This is a genomic window from Natrarchaeobius chitinivorans (assembly GCF_003841505.1).
GTDB classification, from domain to species: domain Archaea; phylum Halobacteriota; class Halobacteria; order Halobacteriales; family Natrialbaceae; genus Natrarchaeobius; species Natrarchaeobius chitinivorans.
Genome location: NZ_REGA01000013.1, coordinates 83526 through 99347, shown reverse-complemented (window position 1 = coordinate 99347; position 15822 = coordinate 83526). Strand labels below are relative to the sequence as shown.

Genomic DNA, 15822 nt, shown 5'->3' with positions numbered 1-15822 from the left:
CGGGTACACGCGGCGGACGAACCCGCCGCTTCACCGATCGTCGCGAGTACGTCTCCATCGAACGTCGCGAGCACGTCTCCAGCGAGTGTCGAGACGGTGATCGATCACCGCAACGCCTTCAGTTACATTACTATTGTGGCCATCTCATCTAACAGCAGTGTCTCCTGCAAAAACACTTATTTAGCTGTCCGACCCTTTCACGAGCATGTCTAGATCCGACGGTGGAGCGACCGATCCCGACGCCGAACTCGGCCGATCCATTGCGAATTTCGACGTGGGGACCGCCGACGTGAACCAGGCGAAACAGCTCGCTTCGCTCCGCGACGAAGACGAAAACGTACTCGAATCGATACACCACGTATTCGACGCCGCGGGAGCGGACCTCGCTGCGGCGTTCACAGACCGCGTCCGAACCCACGCGGGCGAAAACGGGACGCTTCCCGAGACCGTTCCGGACGAGGGTGCACTCGAGCGGGGTCAACAAACGACCCTGGAGTCGATCGGACGCGGCCAGTACGACGAGGAGTTCTTCGGCCAGCGGCTCTCGGCCGAGGGGGTCGGCCCGGTTCTCGCATCGCGGCCCGACGTCTTCCTCGGTTCGCGGACCGTCTACTACGAGGGCGTACTCGAAGAGATCGCAGCAGACGTCAAAGCCGAGTACGGCGACGAGGGCGGCCTGGAACCGGTCGACGGTAGCCGGACCGACGGCGGCGTCGTCACGACGACGAACGACGGACCGGTTTCGACCGCCGTCGACACCGTCGTCGAACGGACTCTCTCGTTCGTCCGACTCGCAAACGTCGACGAGCAACTCGCGATCCGGGCGTACGCGAACGCACAGGACGAACGGATCGCTGAATACGAGTCGCGTCTCGAGGAGTACGAGTCGAAACTCGAAGAGTACGAAGAACTGATCGACGCCTACGAATCGAAACTCGAGGAGGACGATCGAAGCCGAGAAGAGATCGAAGACGCCAGCGAAAACGTCCGGTCGACGCTCGAGGACGTCCGAACCGTTTCCGACGACGTTTCCGAGAGTACGGACGAGATCAACGATCTGGCAACGGAACAGGCCGGATCGATGAACGAGATCGCAAGCGAGGTGTCGGGGCTCTCCGCGACGGTCGAAGAGATCGCCTCCAACGCCGAGGAAGTAAGCGCCACCAGCGAACAGGCCGAAGAGCTCGCCGAGGAGACGACCGGAACCGCACGAGAGGCCATCGACAAGATGGAACGCGTCGAGAACGCCGCCGAGACCGTCACCGACGACGTCGAGGACCTCCGTGACGGCGTCCAGCGCATCGACGAAATCGTCGAAGTCATCAACGACATCGCCGACCAGACCAACCTGCTCGCGCTCAACGCCTCCATCGAGGCCGCTACCGCCGGCGAGGCCGGCGACGGCTTCGCCGTCGTCGCAAACGAGGTCAAGTCACTCGCCGAGGAATCCCAGGAGGAGGCGTCGACCATCGAGGAGATGGTCGATCAGATACAGGACGACACCCAGGAGACCGTCGACAGCCTCGAGACTGCCAACGACGAGATCGCCGACGGCGTCACGCTCGTCGAGGAAACCGTCGACAACCTCGAACGGATCAGGGCCTCCATCACCGAGGCGAGCACCGGGATCGAAGAGGTCGCCGTCGCGACCGACGACCAGGCCGCGACCACCGAAGAGGTCGCGAGTATGACCGATACGGCGATGGAGCAATCCCAGCAGGTGGCTGCCGAAATCGACGACATCGTCGCGCTCAACGATCGCCTCGAGGACCTCGTTGGCGAGATCGACGCCGAAATTCGCCGGCTGACGAGCGTAGACGACACCAGATAACGATGGCAACGACGAACCACGTAACCGAAGCGGCGAGTACGCACGTACTCGAGTTCGATCTCGGTGAGAACCGATACTGCGTCGATATCGGATACGTCGCAGAAATCGTCAACACCGACGAACTGACCGCGGTCCCGAACACCCCGGCTCACATCGAGGGCGTGATGGATCTTCGCGGCGAAACCACGAAAATCGTCAATCTCCGAAAGATCTTCGGCGAGGGAGAAAGCGACGAACTCGGTGACCGGATCATCGTGTTCAAACGAAAACGAGAATCGAACGATCGGATCGGGTGGCTCGCCGACGAAGTCCACCAGGTGCAGGAACTCGAGACGGTAGACGTCGACACGTCCGTAAGCAGTGCGGGAATCGCAGGAATCGTCCGGCGAGAAACCAACTTCGTCCTCTGGATCGATCCGACCGAGGTTCGAGTCTGATACGGTTTGCTGTACCGATATTCCAGTGGAACCGCTCTGGGTCACGGCCCCCGGAAATGACGCACACCAGACGGTACGAATCGATCTACCCGGACGAACCACCCCGTTCCCTAAAGGGCTAAGAGAGTTCGGTCAATAGACGTATTCATGAACGAAGACGTCGTCGCCGATTTTACCGCGCGGTTCTTTCTCAGCCGTGGCGAAGATGGCGGCGAAATGCCCTCTAACGGCCGAATTATTCTGACGCGGAAACGACTGGTCCTCGCGACGAACGACGAGAGGACGACCGTTCCACTGTCGACGGTAATCGACGTAAACGTCGGGACCGTCCCGAACCACGTCAAACGGTTTTTCGACGATACGATAACGATCGGTTACGAAACCGAAAGCGGCGTTCGAAGCGCGGTGATCGAAAGCCAGAGCGAGACGGTATCGAAGTTCGTCGCGATACTCTTTCGGTGTCTGTTAAACGGACGAACGGTCGCAGTGAAACACCCCGCCCGGGTTGGCGGACGCGTGAAAGACACGCCGGTCGTAACCGGGAAAATTCGGATCAAAAGTCGGGCGATCGACGTCGCTACCGAGAGCAAAACGTTCAGTATCGACGTCGAGAGCGTGATGAAAATCGGACGGACGAACGAACTCGGCCAGCGCGACGATCGAGTAACACTCACTGTGAAATACATCGAAAACGAGTCAGGGCTCACGAAGACGACGTTGATTTCGCCGACGAAGAGCCAGTACGTCAATCTCCTCGCGAGATATCTCCGGCTCGAGTTCGACGAGTTGCGGGAAGAAGTCGAGGAGATCGAGTTGACTAACCCCGAAAAGCGAGTCCTCGTCAGCGTTCACGCGACGGGTGGCGACATCGACTTTACGAATATGCTCGATGGTGATCCGGCGTACGTGACGAACGTCTTGAATTCGGTTCAGACCAAGGATCTGATCGTCGAGCAAGAAGACGGGATCGCGCTAACGCCGAAAGGGAGAATCGTCGTCAGCCAGCGAATCGAGGACGTGAATACGTAACGCGTCGAAAACGACCAACCCAGTACAGCGATCAGCGTGCCCGGTCAGAGGCGGGGACGTATGTCACAATTTTGGTCAACATCATTAAGTTATCTGGGTGTATTCATCATCCTATGGACGTGCTGATCACGGACGATTCTGGGTTTATGAGGGATCTCCTCCGGGAAATCCTCGAAGAAGATCACAACATCGTTGGCGAAGCCGAAAACGGCGTCGAAGCCGTAGAGATCTACCGCGAAGAAAAACCGGACATCGTCTTCATGGACATCGTCATGCCGATCAAAGACGGGATCGAGGCCACCGACGAAATCACGGACATGGATCCGGCTGCGAAAGTCGTCATGTGCACCAGCGTCGAACAGGCCGAACAGATGAAAGACTCCATCAAGGCAGGTGCAGAGGGATACATCACCAAGCCGTTTCAAAAAGAGAGCGTGCTCGAAGAGCTCAACAGCATCGCCGCCAAGTGACCCTTTCCATGGAAATCGATATACGAGAACTCGAAACGTACCAGGAACTCGCTCACGACGGGGCACAGTCGGCCGCCTCCTCACTTTCACAACTGACCGGGATCAGCACTCGAGTCCAGGTGACAGACGTCTCGCTGATGAGTTCGTCCGATCTCGAGTACGAGTTTATCGGCGACGAATTCGCCGGCGTCAACATCGACCTACGCGGCGAAATCGACGGCGAAGTCGTCCTTGCGTTCGACGAACAGGGACGGTCCGCGATCACCGACACGCTCGTCCCGGCAGACGACCCGGAGAAGAAAAAAAGTAGCATCAAAGAGGTCGGCAACATCATGACGAGTGGCTTCGTCGACGGCTGGGCGAACTACCTCGGCGCCAAAATCAAGAGTTCACCACCCACGTACATCCAGGGGACTGGAACCGACATCCTCCCGACGTCCGCGACGACCGAAGACGACAGACACCTGTTCGTCTTCCGAAGCCGCGTCGCAGCATCCAAAGACTCCGTAAACGAACCGATCGACTTTAGAATCCTCCTCGTTCCCGATTCGAAGTCACTCGAACGCTCGCTTGAACCCCAGACTGACAAGATCGTCTCTCTCGAGAAACTCGAGGTGTTCAACGACATGACCAAAGAGGGAGCCGAGAAAGCCGCGACCAACATCACCTCGATGACCGGAATCGAAACCACCGTGAACATCAGCCGGCTGAGCCTGGTTCCGATCGAGGATATCCCGACGGAAGTCGGAAACAAACGGTTCGTCGGGACGGTGATGGAGTTCAATGGGAAGTTCAGCGGCTACCTGGTCATCCTCTTCGATCAGCCGTCGGGCCGTGCGGTCGTCGATTCGCTCGTGCCGATGGAAACCGACGAAAACTGGGGCGATATCGAACAGGGTGCGCTCAAAGAACTCGGCAACATCATGACCAGCGGGTTCATCGACGGGTGGGCCAACGTGTTGAACGCCGAAATAAAACATTCGCCCCCGAAGTTCGTCGCCGACACCGGATCTGGGGTGCTAACACCGATTACGGCACAGATCGCTCAGAGCGACGACCACGCCTTCTTGCTCGACTCGAGCATCCAGACGAACAGCGATCGAGTGTTCACCTGCCAGATGCTCGCATTACCCCGACGCGACGAACTGGAGCAGGCACTCGACGACCTTCTCGTCGAAAACTCGGGGAACACTCGAGTCGATCCCGACGAACTGTTCTGAGGAACACTGCCGACTCGTACGGTCCCTTGACCGAGGATCCGGCCCGGCCGGGACGATTCGCGTTCGCAGGCGACGACGGACAGTAGTTCGTATCAGGTCCACTCTATAGTAGCCACCGAAAGTACGTGCACACCTGATCGAACGACGACTGTGCGATCAGGTGTGAGATGTCGTGCAGTGGCTACTACAGTCTACCCGATTCAGTCCCGGCGTTCGCGTCGTTCGGTCCGTTTCAGCGTGGTGTGTGAAAATTACGATGGGCGACGCATCCGAATGCAGTTCCGAAAGCCAGTTTATACGAATGCAGTGACGAGTTGGTTAATCGGCTGAACCGCTGATTTACGAACATACTCGTGTAAATACGTTGTGGCCGGACCAGAATCGGGCCGGAACGGATCGTCCGATATTGGGTGAAACCGGTAGTAGTAGTATCTGAACGGAGAAGGAGTAGAGACTGGTCGGAGCAGTAGTTCTGTCTGAACGGGGCAGTATTAATGTCTGAACAGTGCAAGGCTCTCGTCCCGCCTGACGAGACAAAACGGAACACCATCGGTTTCAGGAAAACTCATCGTCCGTCGTTCGATTATCATCAACCGATCGAACGCCTCCGAACAGGCCGGACAGCGTAATTTCTCTCGATTTTCGTACACTGCCACGTCACCCGCATCGCGGAGGAGTTTCATCTGGTGGCGATGATCGTGAACGTCGAAATCCGGATCCATACAACTGATATTGAGAGCGACAATCGTAAATGTGATCGAGTTAACTGAGGACCGCGAGGTGGAGACCGGTGCAAAGCGATACCGCTTCCGCTCCGAAGAACGGTACCGACGAACTCGAGATCGGTCCTCGTAATGAAACCGGTGATCTGGAGCGTCTCTCCTCGTGCTCGGGTCGAACATTCCGCCCTCTATATATCATAGTGTGAGAATTGACACCAGGATACAACAATACCGGTCGAGGTATTCCTGAAGTCTACGAATTGTCGTCTACTTTTCTGTATATTCGGTTCCGGTTATCGGACGGTGAAAATATCGACTTCAGACCGGGAGGTATCGTTTCACTTTTTCCAATGACGAAATATCCATCCTCTCGAAGCGAGTCCGATATTGTCCTGATCATTGACTCTTTATGGTCAGTATCAATGTAGATGAATAGGTTCCGACACGTGACGAGATCGAATCCCGACTTCGACGCACCGCTGATTAGATCGTGGCGTTCGAACGAAACTAGATCCGTAATCCGGTCATCGATACGGTACGTCCCTGCCGTCGAGTCGTAGTCGACGTACTGACGAAAGTCCGGCAGATACGAGAGCTCGTCACTGAGGTCGGTCGTTCGTGAGTCCGCATACTCCCCGCGTCGTGCAACCTCTAAAGCATCGCGGCTGATATCTGTTGCAAGGATACTGACGGCAGACTCGTCTATCCCCGGATCGTCGTGAACGAGCATCGACAACGAGTACGGCTCTCGACCATCAGCACAGGCAGCGCTCCAGATATCGATCCGCCGCTGGGACTGCGACAGCGTCCGAAGTACCTCTCGAATGCCGTCCCAGACCCCTGGATTTCGAAAAAATCCCGTCACGTTGATACTCAACGAATCGAGAAGCGACGTCTGTTCGTCGGGATCGTTCCGGACGTGCTCGAGGTACTCTCGATAGTCGTCACAATCTGTTCTCCGCATTCGCGCGGTTATCCGACGATCCAAGTAACTATCGTTGTAATGGCTCGTGATAAACTCCAGTTCCCGTTCCATATACTCGAGGAGGAGCGTAAACGAATCGTCGCTGGTCACAGTATCTCCAATGCTGGAGGGTTAGAACGATAAGTTTGCTGATTGTGAGCGGACGACCGACGAACAGCGTGCCCCTCAGTGGCGTCCCAAGCCTGAGCTGATGATCGAAATCGTGCGGTGCGGTCCGATTTCGCCCATCAGTCGACGCTTGAGAGGGTACTCCGTCGTGATTCGACCGGCCGTCACCGTCACACCGGGTTTCCGGTGAATGTATTAAAACGAGTGTGAAATTCATCGATTTTATCGGAAATCCGGTGTGCGAATGAGGGGAGGACGAATACCGGCCGATAGGTCATCAGTGCCTGTATACCGGTGGGAGGCGCCGATCGGAACGAACAGAACGCAAGGAGACCGGATTTCCGGTGCGTGTAGCGCCGGGCAGACAGCAAAGTCGCGACTGAAATCCTATCGATCAAGCCACCGACGAGAACGAACCGGGACACCAGATTTCCGGTGAAAGGTTCGTATTCCGCGTCAAAAACACTATACTATAGCGATATACTCGGTTCCCGCAGCTGTGCGTTCCTGTACACCCGTATCGAATTGATATTCGTACGTTCTGGGACTCAATAACGGGCGAGGACGCCAATTCGATCGACGTCACCCGGTATGGTTATCGCCAAATCACACTTTCACAGACGGGGAACGATACTATCGGACAGAAGCCAGTGAGTCGCGAATTCGTGGCCGTCGCCACCGGAGACGGCTCACGGACAGCGACCGATCTTCACATCGTTCTGGCCGACAGTGTGAGCGAACTGTCCGCCGTCAGTTCGTATACGGACAGGGGTTGGGTTTCGATAGCAACGAAGCCACCAAGACGATACAACCCGTCCGGCGGTGCGATACGAGTTGCTTGCCCCTGTGAAGAGCTACCGGTTTCGGCCCATGCTACCAATTTTATATCATACATTCTAATTTGATTGTTTCAGTTTGACCTTCGGCAGACTGTGATCGTCTATCGAGCAATTGGTTCGGGTTCTGACAACCACAGTAATTCATATCATGTTCAATCATGGTGTGGGCCATCACTCGAGTAACCACCCTCGAATTACGGAAACAACCGCTGCACATCTCGAGGTCGTGAGACCGATTTCGGCCGGGATTCGATCGATAGATCCCATCTGCTAATCAGTCCAGGTCGGCCAACTGCCACTCGAGGACGGAAATGGGCGACGAGAACACTGCGTCTGAGAAGAAGTGGCTCCACGGTATCCATCCAGGAATGCGGCCGCCGGATCGGTAGCGTGATGTCCGAGCGGCTGGACGGTACGTATCCTTTTTATGCCCCACTATATTGTTTATCAATGGAAATACTATACAGATTTCTATACCAATGGTTTCGTCGATAACACCTGATTCGGGTACATCTCAGTCGTAATTTCTGTATTATCGTATATCATATATTTACTAAATTATTAGTGGTCAGTTATACTCTGTACCGAATAAACGAAGGAACTCTCGTAGCTCTCGGACCGAACTTCCGGTCGTATGGAGACAACCGGCGAACGAACTGGCTGGCGTCCTCAGTGCGTGGAGCGTTCTGATGGGGTGACCAAGAGCTAGCTCACGTAACGACGCTGTCGCTCACGCACCGAGCAGACGAGTTTCGTTGTCTTCACCAGTTCCCTGGGCAGTTCCTGGTGGAGCATAGACACCGAAACGATCGGACTGCTCGTAAACGACCTGTTCACCGCTCGCGCTCGAGGAAGAAACACTACACGTACCGACTGTAGATTCGTGAGCGGGAGAACGGTGCCAGTACTATAGTAGTCGTTGAAAGTCGTTGCACTCCCGCTCGCGGGATGGATCGGCGATCGGTGTGTAAATCGTTTCAGTTGTTACTATAGACTATAGGCAGTCGCGTTTATAACGAGGCGCGAAGGGCCGATGATGAATGGGACCTGCGAGTAAAAAGCGAGCCGAGAGAAGGTATTTACTCGGAGATAGTCTGTTTCTGTTCTTCGTCGTACAGAATACACCGTGCCTGCTGGTCGTCTCCCGTATCGTACATAGGGGGTTCCTCGACGGTGCACTCGTCGGTCGCCTCCGGACACCGGGGTGCGAACCGACAGCCTGACGGTAAGTTCACCGGGTCGGGAATGTCGCCTTTCAACTCGGCCGCCTCGCGCTCGTCGTCGGGGTCGATGGTCGGCGTCGAGCCGACCAGCGCCTTCGTGTACGGATGTTGTGGATCGTTGATCACCTGCGTCGCCGGCCCCACCTCGACGAGTTTTCCGAGGTACATGATCCCGATGCGATCGCACATGTGCTTCAACAGCGAGAGGTCGTGGCTGATGTAGAGGATCGAGATACCGAGTTCGTCCTGGAGCCGATCGAGCAGGTCGAGAATGCTGGCGCGAACGCTCACGTCGAGCATGCTCGCCGGCTCGTCGGCGAGGATGAACGACGGCTCGAGGATGATCGCACGCGCGATGCTCACGCGCTGGCGCTCCCCGCCGCTGAGTTCGGACGGGTACTCGTGCATGTACGCCTCCGCGGGGTTCAATCCGACGCTCTCGATGGTCTCGATGACCGTGTTCTCGCGTTCTTCCTCCGATCCGATGCCGTGGACGTCGAGTGGCTCTTTCACCCAGTCGAAGACGCGATAGCGTGGATTGATCGACTCGTAGGGGTTTTGCTGGATGATCTGTGCCTCCGTGCGGAAGTCCATCTCGTCGCGCACCGCCGGATCGGTGATGTCCTGGCCGTCGAACGAGACGGTACCCGATGTGGGTTCGTGAAGGTGGAGGAGCGACTTTCCACAGGTCGTCTTTCCACAGCCGCTCTCCCCGGCCAGACCGAACGATTCGCCCTCTTCGATCTCGAAGGAGACGCCGTCGACGGCTTTGACGTACTCGATTTCACCCCACCCGAAGAGTCGGGTGAACAGGTCTTCGTTCGACTTGAAGTGCTTTTTCAGATCGTCGACTTCGATTTTCGGACTAGTCATCGGCTTCCTCCACCCCCTGTTGGGGTTCGGTTTCGAGGTCCATCCAGGTTTCTTTGCGTTTGGCTTCCTCGGTCAGTAGTTCCTGTTCGTCCGCTCTGTGACACTCGACGATGTGTCCGTCGCCGTACTCCTCCGGTTCGGGCGTGACGTCCCAGCACTCGTCGGTGGCGAACGGACATCGTGGCGCGAACCCGCAGCCTTCCGGCGGTTCGACGAGATCCGGTGGCGTTCCGGGAATCGAGATCAGGTCCTGATCGTCCTCTTCGATGTCGGGGAACGCGTTCCGGAGTCCGAGCGTGTACGGGTGGCGCGGTTCTTTGATGATCGTCTCGACGTCGGCGTGTTCGACGACGCGGCCGCCGTACATGACAGCGATCTCGTCGCAGATGTCGGAGACGACCGAAATGTCGTGCGTGATGAGGACCACGCTGCTTTCGATCTCCTGCTGGAGGTCCCGAAGCGTCTGTAAGATCCGGTCCTGGATCACGACGTCGAGTGCCGTCGTCGGCTCGTCGGCGATGATGAGCGACGGATCGAGCGCGAGCGCGAGCGCGATCATCGCCCGCTGGGCCATTCCGCCCGAGAACTGGTGTGGGTAGTCGTCGATCCGACCGGGATCGATGCCGAGCTGTTCGAACAGCTCTCGAGCGCGCTCTCGAGCCTCGCCCTTCGAGACGTCCTCGTGCGTTCGGATCGCCTGAACGATCTGATTCCCGACGGTGTAGACGGGATCGAACCCGTTCATCGCGTTCTGGGGGACCATCGAGATCTCGTCCCAGCGGATCTCCGTTCGAAACTCCCTGTCGCTCAGCTCCGTCAGGTCGGTTCCCTTGTACTCGATGGAACCCTCCGGAACGTCTCCGTTTTTCGCCAGCAGGCGGATGACCGCCTTGGCGAGCGTGGACTTTCCGGAGCCACTTTCGCCGATGAGACCCAGTATCTTGTTCTTTTCCAGGGAGATACTGACGCCGTTGACGGCGTGGACGGCTCCACCATCTTCCATCTCGTATTCTACGTGAACATCGGTTAGTTCTAGCATTGGTATCAGTGTCGGATTTCGGGGTTCGTTATCTCCTCGAGCGTTCGACCGATGAAGAACACCGACGAGACGAGCAGCATGATGCAGACTCCGGCAGGCAGGACCCACCACCAGGCCTCACGGATCGCTCCGTGGGTGTACGCCTGGTACATCATCCGACCCCAGGAGTAGACGTTGGGGTCGCCGAATCCGAGGAACGCGATGCTCGCCTCGTACATGATCGCGTACGCCACCGCGAACGCCATGTAGAGGACGGTCAGCGGAAGCACGTTCGGGAACACGTGCCGGTAGAGGATACGGAAGTCGCTCGCACCGATCGCCCTCGCGGATTCCACGTACGGACGTTGCTTCTGTGAAAGCACTTCGGACCGGACTACACGCGCCGAGTCACGCCACAGAATCGCGGCGATGACCAGCATGATGTTGACGATGTTCGCACCGAAGATGAACACGAGCACGATCACGAACGGGAGGAACGGAAGTCCGTACGCGATATCGACGATACGCATCAGGATGTCGTCGATCCAGCCGCCGTAATACGCGCTGATGAGTCCGATGTTCGTCCCGATGAAGACGGCGATAAACGCCGCGAGAAAGCCCACGAAGACGGAGACGCGAGCGCTCACGATAAGCTGAGAGAAGACGTCCTGTCCGTGGTGGGTCGTCCCGAGGAGGTGATCTGTCGACGGCGCGTCGAGACGGGCGAGCGATCCGTCGTCCCGTCGGTGGCGCGCGCCCGGACTGTACGGCGCCAGAATCGGTGCAAAGACCGCGATGAAGACGAATGCTGCGAGGACGACGATGCCGAACTGGCCGAGCCGGTCGGAGCGATACAGCTCGTAGGCGGTCGAGACACCGTCTTTGATCTGACTGAGCGCGCGACTCGAGGTCAGCTTCGATTCGACGTTAGCTGGAAGGTGATCTTTTACACTCATATTAATCGTACCTCACCCGTGGATCGAGATAGACGTACGCGAGGTCCGCCACGAAGTTCATCCAGATCACGAGACTTCCCATGAGGAAGAAGATGGCCTGGGCGAGCGGATAGTCGTTGTACGTTACCGATTCGACCATCTCCCGGCCCATTCCCGGCCAACTGAAGACGGTTTCGATGACGAGCGATCCGCCGATAGACATGCCGACGACCAGTGCGACCACGGTCGTCATCGGGAGGATCGAGTTCCGGGCGGCGTGTTTGTAGAGGATTATGTACTCGGGAATTCCCTCCGCTTTCTTTATCTGGATGAAATCGGAGTTGAGCACGTTTATCATGCTACTTCGCATGAGCAGCGTCGGCGTCGCCATGTAGTAGATGACGCCAGTCAACACCGGAAGCACGAGGTGGTAGGCGACGCCCCAGTTCAGATACCTGCCGAGGAACGTCTCGTACTCGGTTCCGGGTGGGCGGATTCCGCCGGACGGGAACCACCCCAGATAGAACGTAAACACCATCAGCAACAGGATACCGATCCAGAACTCGGGGGAGGACCGAGCGATCAGTGTCACGACGATACCGGTTTTCTCCTTGCGAGTGCCGCGGACCCAGCCGATGAAAGCCCCTACGCTTACGCCGATCAGGTACGCGATGGCGAACGCGAGTCCCATCAGGATGATCGTGTTGAAGAACCGAACCACGAGAACGTCCCAGACGGGAACTCCGTGGCGAAACGACTGGCCGAGATCGCCGGTGAGATACTGCGCCATGTACTCGACGTACTGGACGTGCAGCGGCTGATCCAGGCCGTGACGAGCCAGTATCGCTTCTCGTTCCTCTGCACTGAGTCCCTCCTGGAGATACATCGACGTCGGATCGCCAGGTGCGAGACGAAAGACGACGAACAGAAGAGTCAGAAACGCCCAGTAGGTGACGATCAGTTGCCCGATACGGCGGACGACGTATTTTTTGAGGCTCATTTTTGCGTGCTAGTCAGCTGCGCGGACGAGACGGGACAGTCGTGTTCATCGTGTTCCGCTCCGATGTAACAGGGATGGTAATGACCTGCATTCTATTTCCACATCATAGCGTTTACTAAACCAAACCACTTATAGTATGCGTCTCGAGACGAGGATTTACGAACTCCGAAACGACTCGTGACGACTTGCCGAGAGTAGAGGAGCGACTGCACCGATTTCTACACCCAAACGTGATCCCTTTCCTGGTAAACCGGCGCGAACGACCGGCCGTTTTACGTGATCGTCTCGGTGGCTTGCTGGAGGGCGTCGTCCCACGTCGACGTATTTCTCGGCTCGTAGTAGTCGAAGTCGACGGTCTCGTCGACGATTTTGCGCCCTTGCTCGTAAGACGCGATATCGCCGCTCGCGACGAACTGTGACAGGAGGTTCCCGATCGCCGTCGCCTCGGTCGGCCCGGCTTTGACCTCGAGACCCGTCGCCGATGCGACCAGCTGACAGAACAGCTCGTTTTCTACGCCGCCGCCGACCAGGTGAAGTCGGTCCGTGTACGTTTCGGCGGCGGCCATCAACCGCTCGAGGACGAGCGCAGTTCGGATCGCGAGGCTCTCGAGCAAACACCGGGTGATCTCGCCTTCCGTCTCCGGTACCGGCTGACCGGTGTCCCTACAGTAGGTTTCGATTGCCGCGACGACGTCCCCGGTGGCCTGGGCCTCGAAGAACAGGTCGTCGAGTGTATCGACGATCGATCGGAACGCCTCGGCGTCACGCGCCGCCGCGGTCAACTCGTCGTACTCGTAGCGACCGCCGGTTCGTCTCCAGGTGTCCCGGCAGTGCTCGAGGAGGCTGAATCCAGGCGTATTACGGATGTATCGGATTCGTCCCCCGACGCTCAGTTCGTTCGACGACGGAACGTCGAACGCGGCGTCGTCGATCACCGGCTCCGTCAGCTCCAGCCCGGGGATGAGCCACGAGCCGGTACAGAGGAAACCGGGGCTTTCGGGTTCGAACGGGATCGACGCCATGGCGGCCGCCGTGTCGTGACTCGGTGCGAGATACACGTCCGTTTCCCCGGAAAACGATTCGGACAGCGACGGGTCCACCGAACCGATATCGGTTCCGGCGTCGGCCACTTCGGGCAGGACGTCGGTCGGGAGATCCAGCTCAGAGAGGAGGTCAGTCTCCCACTCTCCCGTCCGGATGTCCATCATCCGAAGGGTCACACCGAAGCTCGTCTCACCCACCGGCTCCGCGCCGAGTTTCCAGGAGAGCAACTGCGGGAGCATCACCAGCTCGTCTGCCCGTTCGAACGACTCCGGATCCTCGTGGTACTGGTAGTAATACGAGTTCGGAACGCCGTGGTGGCCAGTCCGACGAAAGATTTCCCGCCGCGGGACGCACTCGAGGAGGTCGTCTTCTTTCGAGTACAGCGACTGGTCCAGATAGCAGTACGGATCTGACTGAAGCTCGCCGTCCTCGATGAGACCGAAGTCGCCGGCCGTCGTGTCGATCGCGACTGACGCCACCGACCCAGTCTCTTCGATCACCGACTCGAGGCCGGCGACGATTTCGGTCGTGAGGGACTCGATATCCCAGACGAGTCGGCCGTCGACTGTACTCGGGTTCGTCTCGAACCGATACGCCTCGGTCACGTCCAGTTCGCCGTCGAGTCGGCCGTAATAAATTTTTCCGGTACTCGTTCCGATGTCTATCGCGACACGGCTGGACATGCCTCGAATCAGGGAAGGGAGGGCCATAACTATTCCCATTACCGTCGAAACGGCGGTGTGTGGGTGGTTACTCGAGTATCGTCACCCGAACCGTTCGCGTCGACGGGCCGTCGAGGTCGAAAAAGAGTACGTCTTCCCACTGTCCAAGCTGCAGCGTTCCGTCCTGGAGCAGCGCCAGGACGGGTGTGTGGACCATCGACGTGATAATATGTGCGTGTGCGTTTGGTTGGGTTTCGGTCGCGACGTGATGGCGGTCGTGGAGGTAACCGCCTTCCGGCGGCACGTACTCCCCGAAGAAGTCGATGATATCCTGTGTCAGACGCTTCTCGTACTCGTTCGTAAACAGCGCAACCGTGGTGTGAGGCGTCGAGACGAACACCAGCCCGTCTCCCGCATCCGACTCGTCGATCGCATCCTCGACCCGGTCCGTGATCTTGCGGAGTTCGACCCTGTCGTCGGTCGAGACTTTAAACGAGGAGGTCTCGAGTTCCATAGTGGGAGGATTTGCGACGGGATCAAATAACTGCCGATAACTGTCGCATTTCTAACCGCCGATTTTGGGGGTCACTCGAGCGGTCGCCCGCGGTACTATTATGTATCAGGTGATCTAACTCCTCGAGTATGACTGAATCGGAGCCGTATCCACGAAGTCTCGGTCACATCGGAATCACCGTCGACGACATCGACGCCGGCGTCGAATGGTACGAGGACGTCCTCGGGTTTACACACGTGATGGGGCCGGAGAAGGTACACGCAAACGAGGGCCACTTCGGAAAGCTCGTCGCGGACGGAATGAGCGGCTTCGAGTGGATGAAGATCGCACACATGGCCACCGGTAACCACGTCGGCGTCGAACTCTTCGAGTACGATACGACGGACGGAGAGTCGGACCCCGACGTGATGCAGCCCGGACTCAACCACATCTGCGTTCAGGATCCGAACATCGAAGCACTCGCCACCAAAATCGACGAAACCGGCGGAAACCAGATCAAGGACATCTGGAACGTGTATCCGGACGAGGAGTACAAAATGACCTACTGCGAGGATCCGTTCGGGAACTACATCGAGATTCACACGCACGGATACGAGCACGGTCACGCGAACATGACGTACTGAGACACGGTCACGCGAACCGTATTGATACACGGTTGCGCGAACGGTATTGATACACGGTTGCGCGAACGTGACGTGCTGATACGGATCGCGTGATACGGATTACTGTAACTGGGTATCGGAGCGACCACGGGATGGGGCCGGTCTTCGGTACTGACGTACAGTAAACCGTATGAATCGGTTCCGGGACGTTCACAGGACGGTCACGATACACCGGTACATCGTCACAACAGACCGTGTTATCGGACCCACCGATCCGATACGGTCGGGGTGGTCGCCATTTCTCGACGTT

Annotated in this window: 14 protein-coding genes; 6 read left to right on the top strand and 8 right to left on the bottom strand. The window is 57.6% G+C overall.

What is annotated here, in order from left to right; translation table 11 throughout:
• Nucleotides 1-205: 205 nt before the first annotated feature.
• The 5 genes from EA473_RS14485 (at nucleotide 206) to EA473_RS14465 (ending at nucleotide 4987) form a co-directional block, all read left to right on the top strand.
• Nucleotides 206-1831, top strand: a complete 1626-nt coding sequence (locus tag EA473_RS14485; protein WP_124196362.1) for a methyl-accepting chemotaxis protein — start codon at nucleotides 206-208, stop codon at nucleotides 1829-1831.
• 2 nt (nucleotides 1832-1833) lie between these two features.
• Nucleotides 1834-2268: a chemotaxis protein CheW gene (locus EA473_RS14480; protein WP_124196361.1), complete on the top strand. Its 435-nt coding sequence runs from the start codon at nucleotides 1834-1836 to the stop codon at nucleotides 2266-2268.
• 147 nt (nucleotides 2269-2415) lie between these two features.
• The gene (locus EA473_RS14475) at nucleotides 2416-3297 is read left to right on the top strand and encodes a CheF family chemotaxis protein (protein WP_124196360.1); all 882 of its coding nucleotides are present in this window, start codon (nucleotides 2416-2418) and stop codon (nucleotides 3295-3297) included.
• A 113-nt stretch (nucleotides 3298-3410) separates the two neighbouring features.
• Nucleotides 3411-3767: a chemotaxis protein CheY gene (gene cheY, locus EA473_RS14470; RefSeq protein ID WP_124196359.1), complete on the top strand. Its 357-nt coding sequence runs from the start codon at nucleotides 3411-3413 to the stop codon at nucleotides 3765-3767.
• Between the two features lie 8 nt (nucleotides 3768-3775).
• The gene (locus EA473_RS14465; RefSeq protein ID WP_124196358.1) at nucleotides 3776-4987 is read left to right on the top strand and encodes a chemotaxis protein CheC; all 1212 of its coding nucleotides are present in this window, start codon (nucleotides 3776-3778) and stop codon (nucleotides 4985-4987) included.
• Nucleotides 4988-5478: 491 nt separating this feature from the next.
• On the opposite strand, the gene EA473_RS14460 is transcribed toward EA473_RS14465, so the two are convergent.
• The 8 genes from EA473_RS14460 to EA473_RS14425 all read right to left on the bottom strand — a co-directional run bounded on the left by EA473_RS14460 (nucleotide 5479) and on the right by EA473_RS14425 (nucleotide 14910).
• Nucleotides 5479-5709: a DUF7385 family protein gene (locus EA473_RS14460; RefSeq protein WP_124196357.1), complete on the bottom strand. Its 231-nt coding sequence runs from the start codon at nucleotides 5707-5709 to the stop codon at nucleotides 5479-5481.
• A 253-nt stretch (nucleotides 5710-5962) separates the two neighbouring features.
• Nucleotides 5963-6784, bottom strand: coding sequence for a CheR family methyltransferase (locus EA473_RS14455; protein ID WP_124196356.1), 822 nt, complete (start codon nucleotides 6782-6784; stop codon nucleotides 5963-5965).
• 1936 nt (nucleotides 6785-8720) lie between these two features.
• On the bottom strand, nucleotides 8721-9737 hold the full coding sequence (locus EA473_RS14450; protein ID WP_124196355.1) for an ABC transporter ATP-binding protein: 1017 nt from the start codon (nucleotides 9735-9737) through the stop codon (nucleotides 8721-8723).
• A complete protein-coding gene (locus tag EA473_RS14445) occupies nucleotides 9730-10782 on the bottom strand; it encodes an ABC transporter ATP-binding protein (RefSeq protein ID WP_394341310.1) in 1053 nt (350 codons plus the stop codon). Before EA473_RS14445 ends, EA473_RS14450 begins: the two co-directional genes overlap by 8 nt.
• Entirely contained in the window at nucleotides 10782-11711 is a 930-nt protein-coding gene (locus EA473_RS14440; RefSeq protein WP_124196353.1) for an ABC transporter permease, read from the bottom strand. Before EA473_RS14440 ends, EA473_RS14445 begins: the two co-directional genes overlap by 1 nt.
• A 1-nt stretch (nucleotide 11712) precedes the next feature.
• Nucleotides 11713-12690 carry an ABC transporter permease gene (locus EA473_RS14435; RefSeq protein ID WP_124196352.1) on the bottom strand — a complete coding sequence of 326 codons (978 nt, stop codon included), beginning with the start codon at nucleotides 12688-12690 and terminating at the stop codon, nucleotides 11713-11715.
• 272 nt (nucleotides 12691-12962) lie between these two features.
• Nucleotides 12963-14417 (bottom strand): rhamnulokinase, encoded by a 1455-nt coding sequence (locus tag EA473_RS14430; protein ID WP_165875300.1) that lies wholly within the window; start codon nucleotides 14415-14417, stop codon nucleotides 12963-12965.
• A 67-nt stretch (nucleotides 14418-14484) separates the two neighbouring features.
• Nucleotides 14485-14910, bottom strand: a complete 426-nt coding sequence (locus tag EA473_RS14425) for a secondary thiamine-phosphate synthase enzyme YjbQ (RefSeq protein ID WP_124196350.1) — start codon at nucleotides 14908-14910, stop codon at nucleotides 14485-14487.
• A gap of 128 nt (nucleotides 14911-15038) precedes the next feature.
• Here EA473_RS14425 and EA473_RS14420 point away from each other — a divergent pair, with 128 nt between their 5' ends.
• The gene (locus tag EA473_RS14420; RefSeq protein ID WP_124196349.1) at nucleotides 15039-15533 is read left to right on the top strand and encodes a VOC family protein; all 495 of its coding nucleotides are present in this window, start codon (nucleotides 15039-15041) and stop codon (nucleotides 15531-15533) included.
• Nucleotides 15534-15822 lie beyond the last annotated feature (289 nt).

Excerpts from the sequence above, each read along its gene's own strand:
- EA473_RS14485 (WP_124196362.1), top strand. The coding sequence starts at position 206 with ATGTCTAGATCCGACGGTGGAGCGACCGATCCCGACGCCGAACTCGGC.
- EA473_RS14440 (WP_124196353.1), bottom strand. The coding sequence starts at position 11,711 with ATGAGTGTAAAAGATCACCTTCCAGCTAACGTCGAATCGAAGCTGACC.
- EA473_RS14435 (WP_124196352.1), bottom strand. The coding sequence starts at position 12,690 with ATGAGCCTCAAAAAATACGTCGTCCGCCGTATCGGGCAACTGATCGTC.
- EA473_RS14425 (WP_124196350.1), bottom strand. The coding sequence starts at position 14,910 with ATGGAACTCGAGACCTCCTCGTTTAAAGTCTCGACCGACGACAGGGTC.
- EA473_RS14420 (WP_124196349.1), top strand. The coding sequence starts at position 15,039 with ATGACTGAATCGGAGCCGTATCCACGAAGTCTCGGTCACATCGGAATC.
- EA473_RS14480 (WP_124196361.1), top strand. The coding sequence starts at position 1,834 with ATGGCAACGACGAACCACGTAACCGAAGCGGCGAGTACGCACGTACTC.
- EA473_RS14475 (WP_124196360.1), top strand. The coding sequence starts at position 2,416 with ATGAACGAAGACGTCGTCGCCGATTTTACCGCGCGGTTCTTTCTCAGC.
- cheY (WP_124196359.1), top strand. The coding sequence starts at position 3,411 with ATGGACGTGCTGATCACGGACGATTCTGGGTTTATGAGGGATCTCCTC.
- EA473_RS14450 (WP_124196355.1), bottom strand. The coding sequence starts at position 9,737 with ATGACTAGTCCGAAAATCGAAGTCGACGATCTGAAAAAGCACTTCAAG.
- EA473_RS14465 (WP_124196358.1), top strand. The coding sequence starts at position 3,776 with ATGGAAATCGATATACGAGAACTCGAAACGTACCAGGAACTCGCTCAC.
- EA473_RS14460 (WP_124196357.1), bottom strand. The coding sequence starts at position 5,709 with ATGGATCCGGATTTCGACGTTCACGATCATCGCCACCAGATGAAACTC.
- EA473_RS14430 (WP_165875300.1), bottom strand. The coding sequence starts at position 14,417 with ATGTCCAGCCGTGTCGCGATAGACATCGGAACGAGTACCGGAAAAATT.